This window comes from Streptomyces cyanogenus, assembly GCF_017526105.1.
GTDB lineage: Bacteria > Actinomycetota > Actinomycetes > Streptomycetales > Streptomycetaceae > Streptomyces > Streptomyces cyanogenus.
In genome coordinates this window covers 1006328-1030525 of the sequence record NZ_CP071839.1, presented here as the reverse complement: position 1 = coordinate 1030525, position 24198 = coordinate 1006328, and the positions used below count along the sequence as shown (strand labels likewise).

Annotated in this window: 17 protein-coding genes; 11 read left to right on the top strand and 6 right to left on the bottom strand. The window is 73.2% G+C overall.

The window, feature by feature from the left end:
* Positions 1-62: 62 nt before the first annotated feature.
* The 4 genes from S1361_RS04610 to S1361_RS04595 all read left to right on the top strand — a co-directional run bounded on the left by S1361_RS04610 (position 63) and on the right by S1361_RS04595 (position 5711).
* Positions 63-1349, top strand: a complete 1287-nt coding sequence (locus S1361_RS04610) for a PAS domain-containing protein (protein WP_208030562.1) — start codon at positions 63-65, stop codon at positions 1347-1349.
* A 135-nt stretch (positions 1350-1484) separates the two neighbouring features.
* Positions 1485-2963 (top strand): hypothetical protein, encoded by a 1479-nt coding sequence (locus S1361_RS04605; RefSeq protein ID WP_208030561.1) that lies wholly within the window; start codon positions 1485-1487, stop codon positions 2961-2963.
* 109 nt (positions 2964-3072) lie between these two features.
* Positions 3073-4329 carry an AAA family ATPase gene (locus S1361_RS04600; protein WP_208030560.1) on the top strand — a complete coding sequence of 419 codons (1257 nt, stop codon included), beginning with the start codon at positions 3073-3075 and terminating at the stop codon, positions 4327-4329.
* A gap of 137 nt (positions 4330-4466) precedes the next feature.
* The gene (locus tag S1361_RS04595; protein WP_208036454.1) at positions 4467-5711 is read left to right on the top strand and encodes a DUF2201 family putative metallopeptidase; all 1245 of its coding nucleotides are present in this window, start codon (positions 4467-4469) and stop codon (positions 5709-5711) included.
* 33 nt (positions 5712-5744) lie between these two features.
* Here S1361_RS04595 and S1361_RS04590 read toward each other — a convergent pair whose 3' ends face one another.
* Positions 5745-6314, bottom strand: coding sequence for a GNAT family N-acetyltransferase (locus S1361_RS04590; RefSeq protein ID WP_208030559.1), 570 nt, complete (start codon positions 6312-6314; stop codon positions 5745-5747).
* Between the two features lie 73 nt (positions 6315-6387).
* Positions 6388-6663 carry an alpha-amylase gene (locus S1361_RS04585; RefSeq protein ID WP_208030558.1) on the bottom strand — a complete coding sequence of 92 codons (276 nt, stop codon included), beginning with the start codon at positions 6661-6663 and terminating at the stop codon, positions 6388-6390.
* A 465-nt stretch (positions 6664-7128) separates the two neighbouring features.
* Here S1361_RS04585 and S1361_RS04580 point away from each other — a divergent pair, with 465 nt between their 5' ends.
* From S1361_RS04580 to S1361_RS04565, 4 genes are all read left to right on the top strand, one after another.
* Complete coding sequence (locus S1361_RS04580; RefSeq protein WP_208030557.1) at positions 7129-7290, top strand: hypothetical protein; 162 nt, start codon at positions 7129-7131, stop codon at positions 7288-7290.
* 73 nt (positions 7291-7363) lie between these two features.
* On the top strand, positions 7364-7789 hold the full coding sequence (locus S1361_RS04575) for a DUF3592 domain-containing protein (RefSeq protein ID WP_208030556.1): 426 nt from the start codon (positions 7364-7366) through the stop codon (positions 7787-7789).
* 305 nt (positions 7790-8094) lie between these two features.
* A complete protein-coding gene (locus S1361_RS04570; protein WP_279577601.1) occupies positions 8095-10467 on the top strand; it encodes a tetratricopeptide repeat protein in 2373 nt (790 codons plus the stop codon).
* A gap of 261 nt (positions 10468-10728) precedes the next feature.
* A complete protein-coding gene (locus tag S1361_RS04565) occupies positions 10729-12891 on the top strand; it encodes an ATP-binding SpoIIE family protein phosphatase (RefSeq protein WP_208030555.1) in 2163 nt (720 codons plus the stop codon).
* A 24-nt stretch (positions 12892-12915) separates the two neighbouring features.
* Here S1361_RS04565 and S1361_RS04560 read toward each other — a convergent pair whose 3' ends face one another.
* Positions 12916-14103, bottom strand: coding sequence for a beta-ketoacyl-[acyl-carrier-protein] synthase family protein (locus S1361_RS04560; RefSeq protein ID WP_208030554.1), 1188 nt, complete (start codon positions 14101-14103; stop codon positions 12916-12918).
* A gap of 425 nt (positions 14104-14528) precedes the next feature.
* Here S1361_RS04560 and S1361_RS04555 point away from each other — a divergent pair, with 425 nt between their 5' ends.
* Entirely contained in the window at positions 14529-15596 is a 1068-nt protein-coding gene (locus S1361_RS04555; protein WP_425086585.1) for a hypothetical protein, read from the top strand.
* Between the two features lie 107 nt (positions 15597-15703).
* Here the strand turns inward: S1361_RS04555 and S1361_RS04550 are convergent, their stop codons facing one another.
* The 3 genes from S1361_RS04550 to S1361_RS04540 all read right to left on the bottom strand — a co-directional run bounded on the left by S1361_RS04550 (position 15704) and on the right by S1361_RS04540 (position 22132).
* Positions 15704-17977 (bottom strand): ATP-binding protein, encoded by a 2274-nt coding sequence (locus S1361_RS04550; RefSeq protein ID WP_243769078.1) that lies wholly within the window; start codon positions 17975-17977, stop codon positions 15704-15706.
* A gap of 424 nt (positions 17978-18401) precedes the next feature.
* Complete coding sequence (locus S1361_RS04545) at positions 18402-19211, bottom strand: intradiol ring-cleavage dioxygenase (protein ID WP_208030552.1); 810 nt, start codon at positions 19209-19211, stop codon at positions 18402-18404.
* A 104-nt stretch (positions 19212-19315) separates the two neighbouring features.
* Positions 19316-22132 (bottom strand): SpoIIE family protein phosphatase, encoded by a 2817-nt coding sequence (locus tag S1361_RS04540; RefSeq protein WP_208030551.1) that lies wholly within the window; start codon positions 22130-22132, stop codon positions 19316-19318.
* Positions 22133-22240: 108 nt separating this feature from the next.
* On the opposite strand from S1361_RS04540, the gene S1361_RS04535 reads away from it, so the two are divergent.
* Together S1361_RS04535 and S1361_RS04530 are read left to right on the top strand one after the other, a co-directional pair.
* Positions 22241-23359 carry a PP2C family protein-serine/threonine phosphatase gene (locus tag S1361_RS04535; protein WP_208030550.1) on the top strand — a complete coding sequence of 373 codons (1119 nt, stop codon included), beginning with the start codon at positions 22241-22243 and terminating at the stop codon, positions 23357-23359.
* A gap of 77 nt (positions 23360-23436) precedes the next feature.
* The gene (locus S1361_RS04530; RefSeq protein ID WP_208030549.1) at positions 23437-24096 is read left to right on the top strand and encodes a TetR/AcrR family transcriptional regulator; all 660 of its coding nucleotides are present in this window, start codon (positions 23437-23439) and stop codon (positions 24094-24096) included.
* Positions 24097-24198: the final 102 nt, after the last annotated feature.

Genomic DNA, 24198 nt, shown 5'->3' with positions numbered 1-24198 from the left:
TACGGGATACGCATGAGATGTCACTCACCGTGAACATGGTGGACGATTAAAGGAGTTGGGCCGTGGACGAGGCCGATTTCAAGACGCTGCTCGGGCCCCTTCCGGTGTCCTGGTGGGAAGCCGACGGCGGGCAGAGAGTGGTCGACAGCGGAGGCGGCGCGTTCGCCGACGAGCGGACCGCCCGCCGCTTCCTGGACACTCTCCGCGCCGACCGCGACGGCCCGTCCGGGGCTCCGGACGCGGGCCCCTACCAGGCGTGCTTCGAAGGCCGCACCTTCGACGTCAACTGGCCGGTCCGCCACGCCGGTGGCGGCCGGCACGGCAGCAGGGGAGTGGCCGTCGAGGTGAGCGGCCGGCCGCAGGAGAACCCGTACGCCGCGTTCGCCGAGCTCGCCCCGGCCGCGGCCTTCGTGCGCGACGCCACCGGCCACTACCTGTGGGCCAACCACGCGTACGCCCACCTGTACGGCACCACGCGCGACGCCGTCGTCGGCCGCCACCTCGCCGACGTCGACGCACCCGGCGACGTCACCCGTTTCCTCGCCCTGGACCAGGAGGTCCTCGCCGGCGGCAGGCCCGTACGGCACACCCTCGCCTACCGGCGCCCCGACGGCTCCTGCGGACAGGCCGCGGGGTACCGCTTCCCCGTCCGCTGGGCAGGACAGCGCTGTGCGGCCGGCATCTACGTCGACGTCACCGACTCCACCCGGGCCCTGGACCAACGGCGCCGGGCCGAGGAGGACTTGCGGACCCTGCGCGACCACAGCGGCCTTCTCTGCGTCCGCCTGTCGGTGGACGGACTGGTCGGGGAGGCCGGCACCGCCGTGGCGGAGCTCCTGCGCATCCGCCTCTCCGAGCTCGTCGGGCTGCCCGCCGACAGCCTCCTCGCGAGGACACCGGAACGCGGCGCCCTGCACCGGATCTGGGACGACCTCATAGGCGGCCGGCGCAGAAGCGCCCGTGCCGCCGCGGTACTCGTCGACGGGGACAGCGGACTGCGCCGCGTGTGTGTCCAGCTGAGCGCGGTGCCGGGTGTCTCGGAACGCGTGTCCGGGGTGTGGGCCGTCATGACACACGTCGGGTTGCGCCACGAGGCGCAGCCGCCGCTGACGGCCACCCAGGTGCGCATCCTCGCCCTGCTGGCCGCCGGGCACAGCAACGCCGACATCGCGGGAACGCTGCACCTGTCACGGCAGACGGTCGACTACCACCTGAGCCGCCTGCGCGACCTCCTCGGCGCCGCCAACCGCCCCGCCCTGGTCGCCCGCGCCTACGTGCTCGGCATCCTCTCCGCGCAGGCCTGGCCGCCCCGGTCCGCCACGGCGGCACATCCGCTCAGCCCGGTCTGAGCCGGCGGACGACCCCTGCCGCGAGGGTGAGGGAAAAGAGCGAGGACACTCCCGCGGAGGTGTGGTTATGATGCGCGGGATGAAGAACTTCTCCTCGTACGGATTGGGGGAATCGTTCGTGCAAGGTGAGTGCTGATGGCACATCACTTCGCGAACGACGTCCCGTCCCGTCTGCTGATGTGGCAGCGCGTGCGCGAGTACGCCGTGCCACCGTCCATGATCGAAACCGCGGCGGCACGGCGCGCGTCCGGTGACTGGTCGGGGGCCTGCGCCGCCGCCCGCGTCGACATCGATCTCGATCTGCGCGCCGTCCGCAACCGCCACGGCACCGAGGTCGCCGCCCGCCTGCGCGCAGACCTGCGCCGGCTGGCGCCCGATCTGCTCCGCTGGCACATGCCCCGCGGCGCTCCCGACGGGCGGCTCCGGCCCGGCCTCACCCTCTCCCTGGCCCGTTACGGCAGCTCGGGCGCCACCCCGGTGCAACTGGTGGTGCGCACACCGCCGACGTGGGCCGACGCCGGTCAGCGGATGTCCATGGCGCTGTGGGAGGGGTTCGCAACCGGCGCCCCGCGGCACCATCCGCATCCGCATCCCGACCGGCGTTTCCGGCTCGACCTGCACCGGCACCTCTGGGACGCCGGGCGCAGCGGCGACCTCGCGCGGCGATGCGGAGCGGACGCGACACCGCCGACGACACCGCCCGGCCGGCCCCACCCGACCGGTGGTACCCGCCCGCCGGAGGTTCCGGACCGGTCCGCCGGCTCCGGCGCTTCGTGGGCGGTGGCGCGGTGGGCCGCCGAGGCGGAGTTGCTGTTCCGGGCCGAGGCGCGCCCTCGCGGGGCCTTCACCGTGCGGCTCGGCGCGCGCAGCCGCGCCGTCCTCGAACTCGTCGCCCCCGACGACAGCCATGCCCCGACGTTCCGGCCACTGCGGGAAGCGCTGCCACCGCAGCAGGTCGCGGCGCTTCCGGTGCTCCCCGAGGCCGCGGCTCGGGTCCTTCCGGATCTGGAGCTGCTGCGGGCCGGGCTCGTCGCGGCCGACCGGCTGCATCCGCTCGTCGCCGCGGCACTGGCGGATTCGGGCCCGGCACCAGCGGCCGTACCCGTCCCCGGGCCCGGCGATCCGCACCGGGTCGAGTGCCGGGGCGAGGTCCACCGGATCGCGCTGCGGGACGGGGTGCTCACAGCGGTCGATCACGCGCCGTCCGAACTGCGGCGCGAGGAGCTGCTGGTGGCGCTCGGCGGGCCGGCGCTGCCCTGCCTGCGGGCGATCGACGCGGTCCACCGCGACCCGGAGGCACTGCCCGCCGTCCGGGAGCGGCTGCGCCACGGTGACACCGCCGGGGCGCTGGCCGTGGTGGAAGGGCTGCTCGGCCCCGGCGCCGCCCTGCCCGACGGGCCGCTCCGCGAGGAACTGGAGTCGGCCGCGGCCCGCCGTGTCGACCACGGCCTCTACCGCTCGGGGCTGGTCACCGTTCACCCCGCCGCCGAGGCCGCTCAGGGCGTGGCACACGCGGACGCGAGCCGTCGTCCCCGGCTCGATCGCCGTGTCCCTCACGACCTGCGCCGCAAGCTGATCAGCCGGGCCCGGCCGCGCACCGGCCTGATGCGCTGACCAGCCGGCCTCTTCCCAAGTCCCCTGAGCCACCGGTCCGTTCGGCGCCGCACACCCGCATGCCGTCCGGGCGGGCCGTCCCGTTCCCTCAACCCTCCAGGTGATACCCATGACCTCCAGCACCCTCCTGCACGCCCCCGCGACGGACAGCCAACTCGCCCTGTCGGACGACCTGTTGAAGCTGCTGCGGACGACCACCACCGAGCCCCGCCCCGACGAGCAGCTCGAAGCGCTCACCCTGGCCGTCGCGGCGGACCTGCCCGTGCTGCTCTGGGGGGAACCGGGCATCGGCAAGACCGCGGCCCTGACCCAGCTCGCCTCCTCCCTCGACCTGCCGCTGACGACCGTGATCGCCAGCGTCCACGAGCCGTCCGACTTCTCCGGGCTGCCCATCGTCGGCGACGACCCGGCGGTGCAAGGAGTGCCGATGGCACCGCCGCAGTGGGCCGTGGAACTGGTACGGGCCGGAAGGGGCCTGCTCTTCCTGGACGAACTCTCCACCGCCACCCCGGCCGTCCAGGCCGCGCTGCTCCGGGTCGTCCTGGAGCGGAAGGTCGGTGCGCTGCAACTGCCGCCCGGCGTGCGGATCGTGGCCGCCGCCAACCCGCGTGCCTCGGCGGCGGACGGCTGGGAGCTGAGCCCGCCGCTGGCGAACCGGTTCGTGCATCTGTACTGGGTGCACGACCGGGACGTGGTGGTGCGCGGACTGGGCGGGGTCTGGCCCCGGGCGGAACTGCCCCGCCTGGAGCCGGAACGGCTGCCGGAGGCGGTGGCGTACGCCCGGCGCGCCGTCTGCGGCTTCCTCCAGGCCCGGCCGACCCTGATCCACCGGCTGCCGAGCACCGAGACGCGGCGCGGCGGCGCCTGGCCGTCGCCCCGCAGCTGGGAGGCCGCGCTGACCCTGCTGGCCTTCGGCACGGCGGCCGCCGTCTCCCGGGAAGTGCTCGCGCTGCTGGTTCGGGGTGCGGTGGGGGACGGGCCGGGGCTCGAACTCCTCGCGCACCTGGACCGGATGGACCTGCCGGACCCCGAGTCACTGCTGGCCGATCCCCCCTCCGCCGAGCTGCCGGAGCGCGGCGATCTGCGGCAGGCCGCGCTGGAGGCGGTGGTGGCCGCCGTGGGCGCACGACCGGAGCGGCAGCGGTGGGAGGCGGCTTGGAAGGTGCTGGCCCGGGCACTGGAGAGCGGCGCCCCGGACCTGCTGGTCGCCCCGGCGAGCACGCTCGCCGCGCTGCGGCGCGACGACTGGGAGGTGCCGGAGACGGTGGAGCGGCTGGCCGGGGTGGTGGAACTCGCCCGCCGCGCGGACCGGTCGGTGGGCCGGGCCACGGCAGGTGCCGGGCGCGCGGCGGGGACGCGCCGATGACGGGGGCCGAGAGGCGCCCGGTCCCGCTGCCGCGCCCGATGGCCCGGCCCGCGCCGCCACGCCCGGTGCGCGCTGCCGTACCCGGGCCGCCGGCCGGCACCGGTGACCCGTACGACCGGCCCGGACTGCCCCTGGACATGGAGAAGTTGCTGGCCGCCCGGCTGCACGCGGTGAAGGTACGGCCCTACCTGGCCGCCGCCCTCTTCGCGCTGCACGTCGTGGAGGACCGCTCGGTGCCGACGATGGCGGTGGACGCACACTGGCGCTGCTACGTCTCGCCCGGTTTCGTGGCGCGCACCCCCGTGGAAGAGCTGGCGGGCGTCTGGGTGCACGAGGTCTCCCACCTGCTCCGGGACCACCACGCACGCGGCGAGCGGTACGCACGGGAGCACGAGGAGCACGGGCCGGGCCAACGGACCGGGGCGGGGAGCCCGGCGGCCGAGGGCCGGGAGAGGCTGCGACGCAACATCGCCGCCGACTTCGAGATCAACGACGACATCTACGGTGACGGCCTGCCCCGGCCCGCCGGAGCGGTGCTGCCGTCGCTGCTGCGGTTGCCCGACGGCCTGTTGATGGAGGAGTACCTGCGGAGGGCTTCGATGACCGGGCTGGCCGCCGACCTGGCCTGGCTGGACTGCGGCAGCGGCGCCGACGGGCAGGCCCGGCCCTGGGAGCTGGGTCCCGAGGGCGCCCACGGGCTGAGCAGGCAGCAGCGGGACGCGGTCCGCTTCCGGGTCGCCGAGGGCATCAAAGGACGGCCGGGCGACGCACCGGAGGGTTGGCGCCGATGGGCGGACGAGGCCTTCCATCCACCGCAGCCGTGGCGGCAGTTGCTGGGGGCGGCCGTCCGTGCGGCGGCGGCCGCGCCGGGAGTGGGCGAGAACCACAGCTACCGGCGCCCCTCCCGGCGCTCGGCCGGCATCCCCGGAGTCCTGCTGCCGAGCCTGCGCCGTACGCCGCCCCGCGTCTGCGTCGTGATCGACACCTCCGGGTCGGTGAGCGACGCCGAACTGGGCAGCGCGCTGCTGGAGGTGGCGGCGATCTCGCGGGCGGTGGGCGGGCGGCGCGACCTGGTCTCGGTGATCTCCTGCGACGCGGCGGCCGGGGTCGCCGTCCCCCTCTGCCGGGCCGAGAACATCGAACTGCTCGGCGGTGGGGGAACAGATCTGCGCTCCGGCTTCGCCCGCGCGCTCCGCTCCCGGCCCCGCCCGGACGTGATCGTCGCCCTCACCGACGGCCAGACGCCGTGGCCCTCGGCGCAGCCGCCCTGCCGCACCGTCGTCGGACTCTTCCCCCGCCCCGCGCACGCCGTGGACGAGGACGATCCCGACTACGTCCCCGACGCCCCACCCCCCTGGGCACGCGTCGTCACCATCGGCTGAACCTGTGGCGGCCGGGCGGCCGGCCGCCCGGGTTCAGCTCTTCCACTCGCGTGCGAGGATCGCGTAGCCGTACTCGCTGCCCCAGCGATCACCGTCGAGGTCGTTGTCGACCAGATGCGCTTCACGCCGCATGCCGAGGCGCTCGCACACGCGGACCGAGGCGGTGTTGAGGACATCGAGCCGGGCGAAGACCCGGTGGACGCCCAACTGACCGAAGGCCACCCCGACGAGGGCGCGCGCCGCTTCGGTGGCGTAACCGCGTCCGGCGTGACGCGGGTCGAAGACCCAGCCGATCTCCGCCTGCCGGGCGCGGGCACTCGTGAGGGTGAGGACCACCTCGCCGATGACGACGCGTGGTTCCTCCGCCCGGCACACCGCCAGCAGCAGCACGTCGCCGTCCGCCTGCCACGGCGTCCCGCCCGCCCGCGCGGCGATGGACTCGGCGCAGTCCTCGCGCGTGAGCGGCGGCCGGTACAGGAAACGCGCCACCTCCGGAAGGGACTGGTACGCATACCGGTCCTCGACGTCGTCAGGAGTGAAGAGCCGCAGGACCAACCGCTCGGTGGCGACTGGTGCCTGGAGGCTCTGCGAGACAGCGGTCATCGGACCTCCCCGTGTGCTGCCAGTGAGTCACGCGCCAGCGTAATCGGCCCCTGCCGCCCGTTGCCCGGGACTTTCAGGAGACCTCGCAGGCGGCGAGGTGGTCGGGGTGACCGTGCTGACCGAGGTACCCCTCGCCGACCGTGCGGGTGACACCCGGCGGCAGGCTGTAGCACAGGCCGGTGGCACCGTCCCGGTAGACGACCCTCACCCCCACCGTGGAGGCGCAGTCGTTGGCGGCGTCGGTGTACCGCCAGCTCTCGTGCATGGTGACGCAGGCGGGTGCCGGCTCAGGATCCTCGGACCCCGCGAAGGCCGGCTCCGCAAGGGCGACGGAAAGGATCGAAGACATGGCGAACCCCGTTGTCCGTACGAACCACTTCGTCCAACTCTGCACGATTCAACTCCCTGACTTGCCGACAGAAGACGTACACGAAAACGGAAGAGCCGGTCTTGACGGCCCCTCATTCGTTCAGGTATCGAAGGAATCAGAGGGCGTGATCGGACGCAACACGCCTGTGTCCGCTTCGGACACGGTGGTGGTTGCACGGTGCGGGCGGTTGCGCCCTGCGGCGAGGCGGCACGGGCCGTGTCCGCGGCCCGGGTGAGGCTTCAACCATTTCAGCGCCGCCCGGCCCGCCCGCCCCGTTTCCCCAGGCAGCGCGCCCCGGCGCCGGCCGGGGCTGCCGGAGGCCTGCAAGCGGTGTGGCGGCGCGACGGCCCGTCCTCGGCCGAAAGCGGCTGGACCGTCCGTCACCGGGTAGACGAACCTCCCGGGGCCCGGCACGAGCAGGGCACCCCTGGTGAAAGGAGTGTCATGTCAGGAGTTGTCGAACGACTCAAGCAGTTCGCGCGCAGTCCGCAGGGTCGGCGCACGATCGAACAAGTACGCCGCACCGCGGCCGATCCCCGCCGCCGGGCCCAGGCCCAGCGACTCCTCGGCAAGCTGCGCGCCCGCCGGTCGGGCTCGGGAATGTGACCACGCCGGCTCGACGGGACCGCCACCGCCGCCGGAGTGCAACCGACATCCCGGCGTGCGCGTCGCATGACACATGGAACGTGCCTGGCTCTTCTCCCTCATCCCCCTGACCATCGGCGTGGTCTCCCTCGCGTTCGGTGTGTACGGCCTCCGCCGTGCGGCGATCCTCCGCAGCACAGGCGTCGATGCCGAGGCCCGGATCGTCCGGCACGAGGTCAGGCGGGACGACGAGGGGGGCACGTTCTACCATCCGGTCGCGGCCTGGACGGCCCACGACGGAACCGCGCAGGAGCACTCGTCCAGGTTCGGCCGCGGGGCCGTGGGAAACACCTTGGCGGTCGGGGCGCGCGTCACGGTCCGATACGACCCGCGCGCCCCGCACCGGTTTGCGATCGAGGGCTGGGACATGAGGGTGGTCGACCTGCTGTTCACGGTGCTGGGGGCGGTGCTGGCGGCAGGCACGGTGACGGTCCTGCTCGTCCGGCTGCTCACCCTCTGAGGCGCCGTCGTACGGGGCCGGCGCGGTCGTGTGCGGCGGCCACACCCCCGGTGACCGCACGCCGGCAGCCGCCCTCCCGCGCTCCACCGCCACCCCCTGGACGCGAGGACGACCGGCCGGATGCGGCCGCGGGGACGGATACCGGGATCCGGACGGGGACACCGCCGCCTCCGAGGCCTGTGTCCACCGGATGAACGGGAGCATGCCCGCGCTCGCGCGGTGCGGGTGGTGCCGCGCACGGGACCGGCGCCGACAGCCCCCCGAGGCCGTACCGTTGACGCACGCGAGGTGCACGGTGGGGGGACATGAGAGCGGCGTTGCTTGCGGCCCTGGCCGACGGCGCGGGCGGGGAGGCCGGGCGCCGGGCCGTCGAGGAGCTGGCCCGGGCTCTGGGGCGGGACACCGGGGCGTCCGCCGCGGAGCTGGCGGAGGCGGCGGGGGATCCGGCGCGGCCGGATGCCGTACGGCGGTGGGGGGACCGGCTGGCCGAGCTGCTGGCCGCCGATCCTGAGGCCGCCGGTGCCGTCGCGCGGGCCATGGAACGGTACGCGCCGGGCAGCACGGCGGCCTGGTACCGCGGCGATCACACCGACTTCCGGGGCGGGGTCTTCCTGCGGGAGGTCGTCGGCGTACAGGTCGTGATCCGGCAGGGCGCCGCCGCGCCCGAGGCGCTGGCCGGGCTGCCGCCGCGGCCGGGCGGATTCACCGGGCGCACGGAGGAGACCAAGGCCCTGCTGGCGGCGCTGGATCCGGCGGCCGCCGGCCCGTCCGCGGTACTGGTGGCCGCCGTCTCCGGCCTCGGCGGCATCGGCAAGACCGCGCTGGCCGTGCAGACCGCGCATCTGGCGTGCGGGCGGGGCTGGTTCCCGGGCGGGGTCCTCTTCATCGACCTGCACGGGTACGACCCCGAGCCGGTCACCGCCGACCGCGCCCTTCAGGCCCTGCTGCGGGCCCTCGGCGTGCGGCCGGAGGACGTTCCGGCCACGGCGGACGAGCGGGCGGTGCTGTACCGGTCGGTGCTGGCCGAGCGGGCGCGGGAGCGCGGGCCGGTGCTGATCCTCGCGGACAACGCCTCGTCACCGGATCAGGTACGGCCCCTGATGCCGGGTGATGCCCGGCATCACGTCCTGGTCACCTCGCGCGACCGGCTGCCCCAACTCGGGGCCCGGCTCGTGTCGTTGGACGAGCTGTCGGCGCAGGAGGCGTACGGGCTCCTCGACCTGGCGGTGCGGATCGCCGACCCGGACGACCCCCGGATCGCCGACGACCCCGCCGCCGCCGAGCGGTTGGCAGTCCTCTGTGGCCATCTGCCGCTGGCCCTCCAGATCGCGGCGGCGCTGCTGGCGGAAGACCCCGGCATGCCGGTGACCGAACTCGTCGCCGAACTCGCGGAGTCCCACGACCGTCTCGACCACCTCGACGACGGCGAGCGCAGCGTGCGCGCCGCGTTCGCGATGTCGTACCGCCGGCTGCCGGCCGAGCAGGCGCGGTTGCTGCGGCTGCTCGCCCTTGCGCCGGGGCCGGAGGCGAGTGACGAGGTCGTCGCCGCGCTGGTGGGCGCGGAGGCGCCACCGGTGCGGGACCTGAAGGCGCTGGCGCGGGCGCACCTGGTCGAGCGGGGGAGTGGGCGTGGCCGGTGGCGGCTGCACGACCTGGTGCGCGCGTTCGGCGTGAGCGTGGTGGCCGAGGGCGCGGACCTCGGGGAGGAGGCGGTGTCCGCGCGCGTACGGGTGCTGGAGTACTACTTCCGGTGGGCGGACGAGGCCGACAACTGGTTGACGTCCGGTTCCGGCGGGCCGGAGGCGCAGTGCTTCGCGGACCGGTCGCAGGCGTTGGCATGGTTCGACAGGGAGCGGACCGGGCTCGTGTCGGCGGCCCACTGGGCACGCGAGGAGCCCTTCGCGGGCACGGCGCTGCGGCTCGCCACGTGCCTGGACGAGTACCTCTCCTTCCGCTGGCAGTTCGACGACCTGATCACTGTCGCCCGGCTCGCCCGAGAGGACGCCGACCGTTCGGGAAACGTGCTGGACCAGCTGCTGACGCTGGGCCTGTTCGGAAGCTCACTGCGGTCCGCGGGCCGCACCGAGGAGGCGATCGAGGTGCTCAGCCTCACCCGTGACTTGTTCCAGACCATCGAGGACCCGGAACACGAGGCCAACGCGTGGGACTCCCTCGGGCTCGCTCTTCGGAGCGCCGAGCGGTACGAGGAGGCGGTGGACGCCCACACCCGCGCCCGCGAACTCTACCGAGCCACCGACGACTCCTACGGCGAGGGCCTGGCGTGGAACAACCTGGGCAGTGCGCTGCAGGGGGTGGGCCGCCTCGACGAAGCGATCGCGGCGCACCGCCACGCCCTCGACCTGTTGCTGGGCACACCCGACCGCCAGGCAGTGGGCATGACCTGGCACAACCTGGGCATCGCCCTGGAGTACGACGGCCGTTGGGCGGAGGCCGTCGACGCCTACGGCCAGGCGCTGCACGTCTGCTGGGAATCGGAGGACTGGTACGGCGGGGGTGAGACCTTGAAGTGCCTGGCCCTCGCCCACGAGGACGCTCGACGACCTGCCGAGGCTTGCACGCACTGGCTCCGTGCCGCCGACGCCTTCACCCGCGCCGACGCCCCCACCGAAGCCGCCCAGGCCCTGGCTCGGGCGGACGCACTCGGCGCCGCCCGGTGACCCCCGTCGGCTCCGGCCGCGTGGCGGCGGCTGTCGCGGCGGGCGTCGGGAGCACCGGCCGCACCGACGGCCTCCGGCCCGGCGAGGTGGACCACGCCGGAAGCCCGCGACTCGGAGCCCGCCCTACAGGTCGTCACGTCCTCTCACCCTCCGTGTGCGCCGGATTCGGCTGATGTGGGCGAAGCGTCCCCCGCTGTTATTCAATGAGGTGTGGTCCGAGTACGGCCCCGGCGCTGCGCCGGGGATTGCTGAGAGAGCCGCATGGACACCACCCCCTCCTCCTCGTCCTCCTCGGCGTTCGACCTGGTCAGCAGCGCCCTGGGACGGTACATCCCGCGCGGCGGAGCGGCCGCGGACGCCGGATCCGCCGACGCGGAGGGCGACCGCGGCACGCGCCCGCGCGGATCCGGGGATCCCGCGGCCGGCCAGCAGGAGCAGATTCTCGGCGCACTCAACCTGGACCGGGACCTGATCATCACCCGCTGCAACGTGGACGCCCCCGTATTCGCGGGTCTGGGCGCCAGGACCGGGCGGCCGTTCGTCGATCTCCTGCCGCCCGGGGACGTACCGACGGTCACCCGGCGACTGCGGCAGGTCCTGGAGACCGGTGAGGCGCACGTCGCCCGGATCCAGCGCCTGCGGCGCGGCGACGGGTCGGAGCTGGTGGTGTCGATGAGCATCCTGCCCGCCGCGGAACCCGAGGAGGGCCTGACCGTCTCCGTGATCGCGATGGCCAGGAGGCTGCACCTCTACGCGGCCGAGACCGCCATCGGCACCTCGCTGGACATCGGCGAGACCGCGCAGTCGCTGGCCGAGTCCCTGCTGGCCTGGGGAGACGTGGCCGCCGTCGACCTCGACTTCGCCGTGTGGACGGGCGAGGGGGTCACCGGGCAGAAGAAGGGGCGCATCAGGCTGCGGCGGGCGGCCCTGGTGCCGGACCGGGCGTGGCCCGAGGGCTACGTGACCCCGGGCCACGACCTTCCCGGCGACGCGAGTCGCCTGCTGGCGCAGGCGGTCCTGCGGGACGACGCCCCGCAGACCATCGTCATACCCGACCGGGAGGCGGTCGAGCGGGTTCTGGGCAGTCCCCGGGTGGCGCGCGCCCTGGTGCCCGGCGACCGGTCGGCGGGTGTGGCGTGCATACCGCTGGTCCTGAACGGCACCCCGCCCGTCGTCCTGGGCGTGGCGGAGGTCTGGCGGCGGGCGGACTGCCCCTTCCGCGACAGCGAGCTGTTCGACCTGCAGGAACTGGTGGCCAGGACCGCCCACCACGTCGACCTGGCTCGTCAGCACCAGCGCGAGCACACCCAGGTACTGGCCCTGCAGCGCCGGCTCCTGCCCCGGACCGGCGGCGACACCATCGAGATCGCCAGCGTCTACCAGCCGGCCACCCCCGACAGCGCGGGCGTCGGCGGCGACTGGGTGAACAGCTTCCCGCTGCCGGACGGCCGTACCGCGCTGGTGGTCGGTGACGTCGTCGGGCACGGCCTGGGAGCCGCGGCAACCATGGGCCAGCTGAGCATGGAGGCCCGCGCGCTGCTGTCCGCGGGACTCGCGCCCGACGAGGTACTGGAGCACCTGGACGAGACCGTGTCGCTGCTGGACGACGCGGAGTCCGGGCTGACGGCCGGCTACAGCGCCCTCGGCTCGACCTGCTGCATCGCCCTCTACGACCCGGTCGGCCACCACGTGACACTGTCCAGCGCCGGCCACCTGCCCCCGGTCCTGGTCTCCCCTGACGGGCACGCGGGCCCGCTGGAGGTCCGCCCCCACCCGGGACTGGGCGCCGAGTTCGCACTGCGCGAACCGTTCGACGTGCACACCTTCGACGCGCCCCCGGGTTCCCTGCTGGCCCTCTACACCGACGGCCTGGTGGAGGATCCGGCCGTGTCGATCGACGAGGGCATCGGCAGGCTGGCGGACGCCGTGTCCACGGTGCATCCCTGGGACACCCTGCAGCAGGCCGCACGGCACGTCACCGCCGCGCTGTCACCCGCGCGCCAGCGCGACGACGTGACCCTGCTGCTCGCCCGGATGATCGGCTACCGCAAGGGGGACACCGCGACCTGGCGGCTGCCCGCCCGCGACGACGCCCCCGCCCGTGCCCGCACGCGGGTCCGCGCGCTGCTGCGGCGATGGCGCACCGGGGACGACACCCGGGACGCCGTGCTGCTGCTCGTCAGCGAGCTGGTCACGAACGCGGTGAGCTTCGCCACCGGCCCCATCACCGTGCGGCTGATCAGGTCCGGTCACGGCCTGCTGTGCGAGGTGGGCGACACCGGCAACGGCAGGCCGCGGCTGCGGCGGGTCGGCGTGTTCGACGACAGCGGTCGCGGCCTGCACGTCGTGCACCGGCTCACCCACCGGTGGGGGGTGCGGTGGACGGACGACGGCAAGGTGGTCTGGGCCGAGGTCGCGAGGTGACCCGGCCACGCGCCGGGAACGCGGCTACAGCCACTCCCCTTCCAGGGCGGTGGCGCTGAGGCCCGGCGCCGCGGCGTACAGAACGGCGCGATCGCCCGGCTTCCGCCGCCCGGAGTCGTGCGCCCGCCGCAGGATGTCGAACACGGCGGCGCCTCCGCGGTTGCCGCTGGTGTAACTGTCCCGGCTGTGGTCCAGCAGGCCCGACGGCCACGTGTCGGGCATGGTCTGCTCCATGTACTCCAGCACCCGGGTCCCCCCGGGGTGCGCGAGCAGCACGTCGGGGTGCCAGGCGTCGGGGGAGTCCTGGTGACGGGTGCGCAGCCACTCCCACATCGCGGTGACCGTCTGCTGTACGGCGCGCGGTCCGCGCCGGTCCATCACGAAGTGGGTGCCGTCCGCCCGCGTCTCCAGGCGGTGCAGGTCCTGGGTGCCGGGCAGGGTGTGGTGCCAGGCGGCGTCCAGCCGGAGTACCGACTCGCGCCTCGGGCGGCCCGTGACCACCGCGGCCACGGCGGTGTCCGCGAACAGCAACCGGACGATCAGGGACTCGAGGGTGTCGTCCGCGGGCTGGTAGGTGGTGCTCAGCGCCTCCGCGATGACGACCAGGACCACTCGGTCCGGGTCCGCGGCCACGAGGTCCGCCGCCAGCGCGAGGGAGCGGGTGCCCGCGACACAGGCCCACTGCGTGGCCGGCAGCAGCATCACGTCGCTGCGGAGCGGCAGCTTGTTGGCGAGGGCTATGTCCAGACCCGGCAGCGCCGGGGTGGTGGAGTGACTGGTGATCAGGCAGTCGACGTCCGCGGTGTCCAGCCCGGCGATCTGCAGGGCCCCGCGCGCCGCGTGTTCACCGTAGGACTGTACGGCCTCCCAGGCCGGCGCGGTGCGCTCCTGGACGGTCTGCGGCGTGGGTATGGTCTCCAGCGCGGCGATCACGCGGTCCACGTCCTGCGGGGTGAACCCCTCGCCGGCCAGCGCCTTTTGGGCCGGCTCGCGGCCGACGACCCGCAGGCCGCCGCCGTTGCCGGGCGCGACGGCGGTCTCCAGCGGCAGCATCCACCCGCGGGTCTCGATGCCCGTGCTGGCCGCGATGCTGTCGATCCGCGGCGCCCACGCGGCGTGCGGGTGGCTGTCGCGCACCTCCGCCACGATCTGGCTGGTCTTCACGGCGTGCTTGCCGTGTATCACGGCAGGAGGACACAGGTAAGCGGCCATAAGGCGGCACCTTCTCAGGGGAGAAACAGGGGAAATGTCTTGGGTGCTGTGTGATGGGTCACTTTGGGGTGTAGTGCCCAAGAGGATTCCGGCACGTACCACTTCGGGCGTCGGCATCCGTTTCGAGCATGGACGCTAAATGGACATTTCCGCTGTGATGCAGACAACTTAGGCAGGCTGGGAATGCGTGACACGGCACACACCGCTGCATCGAGAACCCGTGAAGCCGCTCCGCGGGCTCCGCCTGACTCACCGCCAGCCGGGAGGCCCCCCGGTCACTTGGGGGCCTTCGCTTCGGCCGGCCGATTCGTGTCCCGGCATTGTGGGACCAGAGGGCAACCTCGTGGGCGGGTCGTGAGTCTCATGATCGATCACACCGTGATCGGGATCCCCGAGGAGACATCATCAACGCCATACGCAAGACCGTGACCGCCACCGCCGTCGTCACCGCCGTCCTCGCGGGCTCCGCCGCCTGCGGAACGGTGGAGCAGCTCTCCGCCGGCAAGAAGCTCGACCGCGCCTTCGAGAAGCTGGGCGAGAAGAAGACGCTCTCCTTCCAGCTCGACCTGGACACCGACGTCGCGTCCCTGAAGGCGCTGGACGCCGAGTCCGACCCCGCGCCCGGCGAGGAGATACCGGATGAGGCGGCCGAGCTGATGAGCGGTGCGACGATCACTTTCACCGTGCAGTCGAAGAAGCCGATCGACGAGTCCGGGGAGAAGGACTTCGTGGGCATGGCGATGAAGATCGGCAGCCCGGACGGTGACCTTGCCGAGTACCGGGTGATCGGCGACTACGTCTACCTCCGTGCCGACGGCGACGCCCTGGGCAAGATGACGGGCAGCCCCGTACCCGCCGCCGAAGACCTGCCTCCCGAGGCCGGGGCGATCAAGGACGTACTCGAGGGCAAGTGGGTCCGGTTCAGCCTCAAGGAGATGGAGAAGTCGGCTGCCGAGGGCGAGGGTGCCCGGGGCGGTTCCGCGCGCGACCGGTCCCTCGACGCCAGGACGCAGAAGAAGCTCGTGCAGTCCCTCCGTGAGGTCGTCGCGCGTGAGGTGCGGTTCAAGACGGCTGGCGGCGGGGACGGCACCGAGCACGTCACCGCCACGGCACCCTTCCGTACGCTGGTCACCGAGCTGTTCCGGGAGATCCGTCCGCTGGCGAAGGACCTGCCGCCGGGCATGGGGCTGCCGACGGACAAGGACCTGAAGGACGCCCCCGACGCAAAGGTGACGGCGGACTTCACGCTCAAGAACGGTGAGCTGTCCGAGGTGGATGTGGACCTCGCCGCCCTCGCCGGGAAGGCCAAGGTCAGGAAACTGGGGCTGACACTGCGGATGCGCGAGGGCACCAGGCCCACCGCTCCGGCCGGTGCCACCGAGCTGAACATGAAGGACCTCATGGGGGGCTTCTTCGCCGGCCCGGCGATGAGTGACGCCGAGTTCGACGACATCGACCTCGCCGGGCAGGACTCCCCACAGGACGAGTTCTGACCGCACCGAGCGCGTCGGGGGCAGGGGGCGCATCCGCACGGTCGGCTACCGCGGATGCGCACCCCTGCAGACCCGAAAGGCGTCAAGTTCCGGGGCACGGGGCCGCGTCACCCGGAGGTGCGCTGCCCGGCCTCGGTCCGTGCGGCCACCCATAAGGCGATCTGTATGCGTGACCGCATGCCCAGCTTGTCGCGCACCTTATCCAGGTGCGTGGCGACCGTACGGGCCGAAAGACCGAGCCGCTCCCCGATCTGCCGGTTCGTCAGTCCGTCGGCGACCAGCTCGGCCACCATGAACTCCCTTCCGGTCAGCGTGCGCCGGTCGTCGCCGATCCCCACATCGTCCCTCGTCGTTCGGGGGTCGTCGCTCCGTGTCCGTAGCGCGTACGCGACGAGCCCGTCCCCGCGCAGCCGGCGACCACCGCTGACGGCCGCCTCCCGAGCGGCTGCCGGCAGCCCCGTCCTGGCCCGGGCCACCGCTTGCTCCACCCGGCTGCGCCAGGGAGCCTCGGACACGGTGTCGAGCCGGCGGCGGGCCTGCGCGCTCGCCTCGTACAGCAGCACGGCCCGCCGCATGTCACCGCTTTCGGCGGCCACGAGAGCCAGGCCCTCCACCGGGTAGAGCGCGTGAAAACCCGCTTCGGGGACGATCCGGAGCACCTCGGCGAACAGCGCTTCGGCACTGTCCAGACGGCCGAGAGCCAACCGTACGGCGCCCGCCGTGTGCAGAGCGGCCGCGAGACGGCTCCAGGGGGCGCGCTCCCTGAGCACGGGCAGGCAACGGGACATGAGGATGTCGGCTTCCCGTTCCCCGCCCGCCTGGAGCAGCGCCCACGCCAGGTGGTGGGTGCACCAGGCGGTGTCCTCGGGTTTGCCCAGCGCGGCGACGACATCCAGGCACTCGCGCAGGTCCTCGACGGCCGCGGCGCATTCCCCCTGGCACAGCCGCGCCGCGGCCCGCGCGTCCAAGGCGTTGGCGAGTCCGGCGGGGTGACGGCGCGTGCGTTCCATGGCCACCGCCCGCTCGCCGAGGCGCACCGCCTGTACCGGGTCGGCCCGCTGGCAGGCCACCCGCGCGGCGAGTGCCGGTAACGCCCCGCCGAGCGCGTGCCCGTCCGTTTCCCGCAGCAGGCCCGTCAGCAGCGCGTGCGCGGCTGACGGCTGCTCCTGCTCGTAGTGCACGCGCGCCAGTTCCAGCACCAGCCGTGGGTGCGAGGCGTCGTCGCGGGCGCTGGTGCCGGCCAGCGCCGCGGCGAGGTTGTCGCGTTCCACGGCCAGCGGGCTGCCGACCTGGTCGGGGAACACCTCGTCACCGGCCCGGTCCGCCAGCCCGGTCAGCCACCCGAGGACCCGGCGCCGGGTGAGGTGCAGTTCGCCGGATGCGAGCAGGCGCTCCAGGGCGTAGGCGCGAAGGGTGCTCAGCTGTCTGAACCGTGTCGTCTCCGCGTCCCCCGGGAGACGGACGATCAGGGACTTGGCCTCAAGGGCGCACAGGATGCCGAGGATCCGTTCCGGCGCGATCCCGTCACCGGCGCACACCGCGCGCGCCGCGGCCGTGTCGAACCCGCCGACGAGGACCGCGAGACGCCGGAAGACGGCCTGCTCGGCCGGTTCGAGCAGCCGGTGGCTCCAGTCGATGGCGGAGGCCAGCTCGCTGTGGCGTCCGGGCCCGGTCCTGTGCCCGCCGGTGAGGAGGGACAGCTGGGACATCTGGTCGTCCAGCCCCGCCAGGATGTCGGTCAGTGGAAGGGTCCCGGCGCGGCGGGCCGCCAGCTCTACGGCCAGCGTGAGGCCGTCCAGCCTGCGGCAGATCTCGGCGACCGTCCGGCTGTTTCCGCGATGGAGGGTGAATCCGGGTGAGCAGCTCGAAGCACGTTCGACGAACAGCCGGACGGCGTCCGCCCGCAGAAGGGCCACCGGGTCGTCCCCGGCGCCGGCCGGCGGCAACGACAGCTCGCCGACGCGGAGCACGGTCTCTCCGGGCACCCGCAGGGCCTCGCGGCTGGTGGCCAGGATCCGCAGCCGAGGGCAGTGCCTGAGCAGGGTGGCGATCAGCCGGGCGCACGGTTCGGCCAGGTGTTCGCAGTTGTCCAGGATCAGCAGCCGACGGGCGTCGCCGATCGCGTCGACCAGGACGTCGACGGCGGAGCGACCCGCCTGTTCCGCGACGGCCAGCGCGGCGGCGACGGACCGCGCGAGCGCGGCGCCGTCGTGCAGCGCGTCGAGTTCCACCAGGTCGACCCGGCGGTGGCGGCCGGGCAGACCCCTGGCGAACTCCAGCGCCAACCGCGTCTTGCCGACGCCGCCGGCGCCGGTCAGGGTGAGCAGCCGTGACGTCCTCAGCAGGGTGCGCAGCCGCGACAGCTCCGCGCGTCGGCCCACGAACGAGTCGAGGGCCCGGGGCAGCCCGCCGGACGGGGAGGCGGCGCTCTGCGCGGGCGGTGAGGTGGCCGTCTGCCCACGGGCGGAGTCCCGGCGGGCCGAGCGTTGCCTGAACGCCCTTTGCCGGCATGCGCCGGAGCAGTAGCGAGCCGGCCGACCGCGGCCGGGCCGACCGGTCAGAGGCGCACCGCACGACTCGCATGTCATGCTCCGGTCATCCCCGATTTCCATGCGCCCATTCCGGTTCTCCGCACGCCGCAACGCAGCAACGCCGCACGCAGCAACGCCCCACTCCGCACGCAGCAACGCCGCACTCCGCACGCCGGCACGCGACGCCGCGCGGCGGGTATGACGACCGTCCGGGCCGCGCGGCGGTGGTAGCCGGCATCGTTGCGGCGCGCCGGCTACCGATCGGGCGGCGGCGTCAGGGCACGGCGTCGGGGTCGATGCCGAGTACGACGGTGCCGGTCACTCCCTTGCCGAGGTCGCTGCCGGTCTGCGTGAGGGTCAGCAGGGTGGAGGATCCGCCGTTGCGGTAGATGCCGTCCCTGGCGTTGAGCGTGCGCGTGGCCGTGTTGTTCCGGTAGGGCGTCAGCGCGGCGACCCTGCTGTTGTACGTTTCCGGGAAGTAGAGCTGGCCGGTGTGGGAGACGTGGCCGCCCTGGTACCGGCCGTTGGCGACCGTGCCGCCGACGTGCGTCTTGACGTGGATGTGGAGGGCCCGGCCGACGTACCAGCCGGGGTAGATGGTGGTGAATTCGGCGACCCCGGTGGAGTCGGTCAGCTGCACGCCGCGCAGGAACGTCGTGTCCGGCGTGGAACCGCCGGCCACGTATCCGGAGTACACGCCGAGGGCGTCGCAGTGCCAGATGTCGACCGCCGTGCCGGGCAGCGCGGCGCAGGTGGCGGTGTCGATCACCTTGACGCGCAGGGTGAGGGGTACGCCGGCCTTGCCCTCGGTGATGTTCTTGCGGACCGTCTCCAGGTCCAGGTAGTAAGGTCCCTCGGTCTGCTCGGGGGTGAGAACGCAGTCGGCGGCCTCCCGGGCCGGGGCCTTGGCGGCGTGGTTCCGTTCCGGCGCCGCGGTCGCCTGCGCGGACGTGAGCCCGAGGGCGGCCGCTCCGAGCGCCGCACCGCCCAGGGCGGCCATGACGGTCCTGCGGCTCGCGCCGACCGGGCCGTCGGCCGGCTCCGGGTCGTGCCGGCGCTCTTGGGAATGGGGGGTGTCAGTCATACCGTCAGAATGGCGCTGCGGACGGTCCGTGGCATCGATCGGATGACCGGTGAATCCGGCGCGCGTTACGAAACTCGAAGACCGGATCGGGCGGGTGTTTCGGCTCACACGGCCGGACCCTCCAACTGGTCGAGGTCGAACTGGTCGAGCAGGAAGTCGACCGGTGCGAGGGGCGAGGCGGCCGCAGTGCCGTCGTGGAGGACCTGTTCCGCCCAGATGACCTTGCCGCGGGCGGTGTACCGCGTTCCCCACCGCTGGGCGAACTGTGCCACCAGGAACAGCCCCCGCCCGCCCTCGTCCGTGGTCGCCGCCCGCCGCAGCCGCGGCGAGGTGCCGCTGCCGTCCGACACCTCGCAGATCAGACAGCGTCCGTGCAACAGCCGCACAGTCACCGGCGGCGAGCCGTACCGGATCGCGTTCGTGACCAGTTCGCTGACGATCAGTTCCGTGGCGAACCCGGACTCCTCCAGCCCCCACTCCCGCAACGTCTGCCTGCACCGCGCCCGCACCGAGGGAACCAGCGCGGGGTCCGGCGGTACGTCCCACTCGGCCACGCGCGAGCGCGGGAACGCTCGGGTGCGTGCCGTCAGCAGCGCGATGTCGTCGGAGGAGTGTGACGGCTTCAGCGCGTCGATCACCGCCTGACACGTCTCGTCCGGGGTGCGGCTGCCGGACCCGGCCAAGGCACGGCGGAGCCTCCCCAACCCGACGTCGATGTCCTGGGTGCGGTCCTCCACCAGGCCGTCGGTGTACAGCACCAGTTGCGAACCCTCCGGGAGGGGCAGCTCGGTCGTCTCGAACGGGTAGCCGCCCAGACCGAGGGGCGCCGAGGCGGGCACCCCGGCACAGGCGACCGTCCCGTCCGGGTGCACCACCACCGGTTCCGGGTGCCCCGCCCGGGCCATGGTGCAGGCCGCCGCCACCGGGTCGTAGACCGCGTAGAGGCAGGTCGCTCCGGTCACGCCCTCGCCCTCGTGGTCCTCGGGGGCATCACCCGTGCGCTCCTCGTTGTCCATACGGACGACCAGGTCGTCCAGGTTCCCGAGCACCTCGTCCACGGGCAGGTCCAGGACGGCGAAGTTGTGCACAGCGGTACGCAGCCGGCCCATCGTCGCCGCCGCGTGCAGGCCCCGCCCGACCACGTCGCCCATCACCAGGGCCACGCGAGCCCCCGGCAGCGGGATGACGTCGAACCAGTCCCCGCCCACCCCCGCCTCCGCGGGCAGGTACCGCCAGGCCACTTCCAGCGCGTCCTGCTCCGGCTGCCCCCGCGGCAGCAGACTGCGCTGCAGCGTCACCGCCATCGCGTGCTCCCGGGCGAACCTGCGAGCGTTGTCGATGGTCACCGCCGCCCGTGCGGCGAGTTCCTCCGCGAAGGCGAGATCCTCCGGTACGAACGGCGGGGAGTCCGCCGTCCGGTAGAAGTTCACCACGCCCAGCGCCACGTTCCGTGCCCGCAGCGGCACGGTCACCAGCGACCGCAGCCCGCCCTCCAGGGCCTTCCGGGCGCGCTCCGGATCCTGCTCCCGCCAGCCCCGGGCATGCCGCAGGTCCGTCTCCAGCACGCCCCGCCCCTCCTGCAGCGTCCGCATCTGCGGGCTCCGGACAGAGAACGTGATCAACTCGCCCAGCGGATACACCGGCATCATCCGCTGGGCGCCGGCGATCGCCGCCCGGCGCAGATGCCGCCAGCCCTCCGCCGTCGGCTCCCACCCGCGCAGCACCGCGTCGAGCAGGTCCACCGTCACGAGGTCGGCGAACTGCGGTGCCGCCACCTCGGCCAGCTCCTGGGCCGTCTGCCCCACGTCCAGCGTCGTACCGATTCCCACCCCGGCCTCGTACAGCAGCTCCAGCCGCTCCCGTGCGACCTCGGCCCGTCCCGAGACCGCCGCCAGTTCCGTGGTGTCCCGCAGGGTCACCACGCTGCCTCCCCGGCCGGCCTGCGGGTACGTCGGCCGCTTGTTCACCGCCAGCAACCGGTTCCCCGCGCGGTACACCTCATCGGTGATCGCCTCCGGCGACGCAAGCAGGCCCATGACCGGCTCCGGCAGGCCCAGCTCCCGAACCGGGCGCCCCTGCGCGTCCTCCGGCAGCCCGAGCAGCCGCGCCGCCTCGTCGTTCGCGAGCAGCAGTCGTCCGTCGGCACCGGTGATCAGCACCCCTTCCCGCACCGCGTGCAGGACCGCGTCGTGGTGCTCGTACAGCTGCGCCAGCTCCACCGGGGACATGCCGTGCGTGTGCTGCCGCAGCCGCCGGGACACCAGTGTCGTTCCCGTCATGGCCAGCACCAGGGCGGCCCCGCCGCTGCCCAGGATGATCGGCAGCTGAGGCAGCCACAGTGCCGCCACGTTCTTGACCGTGAGCCCGGCGGAGACCAGGCCGACCACCTTGCCGCGCGAGTCGGTCACCGGGACGACGGCCTGCACGTCCGTCCCCCTGCCCGCGGGCAGGGGAGGTCCGCCGGCCTGCTCGATGACGGTACGGCCTTTCAGTGCCGGTTCGAAGGTGCCGACGAACTTCTTCCCGATCTCCCCCGGGTAGGGGTACGTGTAACGGATCCCCTTCGTGCTCAGGACGACGACGAAATCCAGGCCCGCGCGCTTGCGCGCCGCCTCGGCCCGTGGCTGGAGCACCGCCGAGGGGTCCCGGCCCTGCAGAGCCTCGGCCGTGCCAGGGGCGCTCGCGAAGGACTGGGCCGCGATGACCGACGCCCGTCGCCCTTGCTGCAGCGCGTCACGGGCCCCCTGGAGCATCATGCCCACCACCGCGGCCACGACCAGCAGGACCACGATGACGACCTGGAGAAGGAACACCTGACCGGCCGCACTGCGTACGTCCAGCAGGGAAGCGCGACGTGCACGCGGGCGACCCACCGGCGGATGACGTTCCGGGCTGCGAGGGCGCCCGGAAAATACCTCCATACACCCTTGATAACACCACTGTCACACACCTGATAACAGCACTGCGGGGAACCCGAGCGGGCGGCTCGTACATGAACGAAGACCGTTTTATCTCGATAAGATACTTTTGTGATCAGGACAGGACGGCCTCGGCGTCACCGCCCGCCCCCAGGTGGCCGACGCGAGACAGTGGTGCTGTCCCCCGTGATCCTCACCGTCGTCATCTCCGCCCTGGCCTTCGCCACCCCCAGGGAGATCGCCTTCAGCAGACTCCTGCCCGCGGCACCCGCCCTCGCCGCCGCGATGTGGCCCGTGGTCCCGACGATCCTGCTGGGGGCGTTCTGTCTGCTGGTCATGATCGGGCTCAGCCTCGTCTACACCGATCTGGGAACGCCCTACACGGCGGCTGCGATCGTCGCGGTCACCCTGGCGGCCGCCTACACCAGCCGTCTCCGGCTCCAGCGGGAGGAGACGCTCTTCCAGATCCGGCTCGTCGCCGACGCCGCCCAGCAGGTGCTGCTGCGCCCGCTGCCGCGCCGGGTCCAGGACGTCGAGATCGAGTCGCTGTATCTGGCGGCCCAGGAGCAGGCCCGGATCGGAGGCGACTTCTACGAGGTGGCCGACACGCCGTACGGGGTCCGGCTGCTCATCGGTGACGTGCGCGGCAAGGGGCTGTCGGCGGTGGGGGCGGCCGCGGCGGTGATCAACTGCTTCAGGGAGAACGCGTACGACCAGCCCGACCTGAAGGGCATCATCCATCGCCTGGAGACAAGCATGGGCCGCTACAGCGTCGCGATACTCGACCCGGACCAGCCCGAGCACTTCGCCACCGCTCTGATCGCCGAGATCCCGAACGGTGGTGGCCAGGTGAGGATCCTCAACTGCGGGCACCCCCCGCCCCTGCTGATGCGGAGCGGGGAGATCCGCGTCCTGGAGCCCACCGCCCCCTCGCCGCCTCTCAACCTCTCCTCGCTGCTCGGCGACGAGTACAACGTCGACACCGTCGCCCTCGCCTCGGGCGACCAGATGCTGCTGTACACCGACGGTGTGACGGAGACCCGGGACCGCTCCGGAACGTTCTTCCCGCTTCCGGAGTGGATGCGGCAACTCGGCCGGCCGGCACCCCGTGAGCTGCTGGACCGGCTCCACCGGGACCTGCTCCACTACAGCGGCGGACGGCTCGACGACGACATCGCGGCCGTCGCCGTACGCTGCGGGCACCCGGGGGCTCCCCGGGGCTCCGCGTAGGCGGCCGGTAGCCGTGTCGCGGCCGAGAAGCGAGGTGAGGCTGAGCGCAGACCGGCTTCTCGCCTAGAGTCGGCTGTATGGCGGAGGCACCGGCCCAGGACCGCGGCGCGCGGTCCCGTGACGCGATTCTCGACAGCGCCGGCGAACTGATGTCGCGGTACGGCTACGCCGCCACGTCCATTTCCATGATCTCTGCCGAGTGCGGTCTGCCGGCCAGCTCCATCTACTGGCACTTCGGCAGCAAGGACGGGATCTACGTCGCGGTGCTGGAGCGCGCCAGGACCGCGCTGCTGACGGCCCTGCCCCCGGCCGAGGTGCCCGGCGCCGACGTCGCGGAGCGCCTGGACGCCTTCCTCGCGGAGGTACAGCGTGCCTTCCACCGCCAGCCGCACGGTCTGAAACTGCTGCTGGGGCTCGGCATGGTGCAGCAGGACGCCAGCGCGGCGGCCGTGGCCGAGGTGCACCACTACCGCGACGCGCTGGTGGCCTGGACCCGGGATGCGCTGAGCGCCGTCTTCCGGCTGCACGACCGGCCACAGGTCGCCGACGAACTGGCCCGCTTCACCCTCAGGATGGCGAGCGGCACCGTCGTCGCGCGCTGGTTCGACCCGAGCGCCGTCATGGACACCGGGGCGTTGCACGTGGCCTTGCTGGCGCTCGCGGCTCACCACGACGTTCTGGTGCACGGAACCTCGGGTGAGGGCTCCCGGTCGCGTGACGTCACGGACAGGGAATGACGACTTGGTGTGCGCCGCCCCGGGAACGGTCCGGACCGGGGGTGGTACGGGACCCCCCCGGCCCCCAGGTCCGTTCGGGCAGACCCGTGTCCCAGGGCGAGC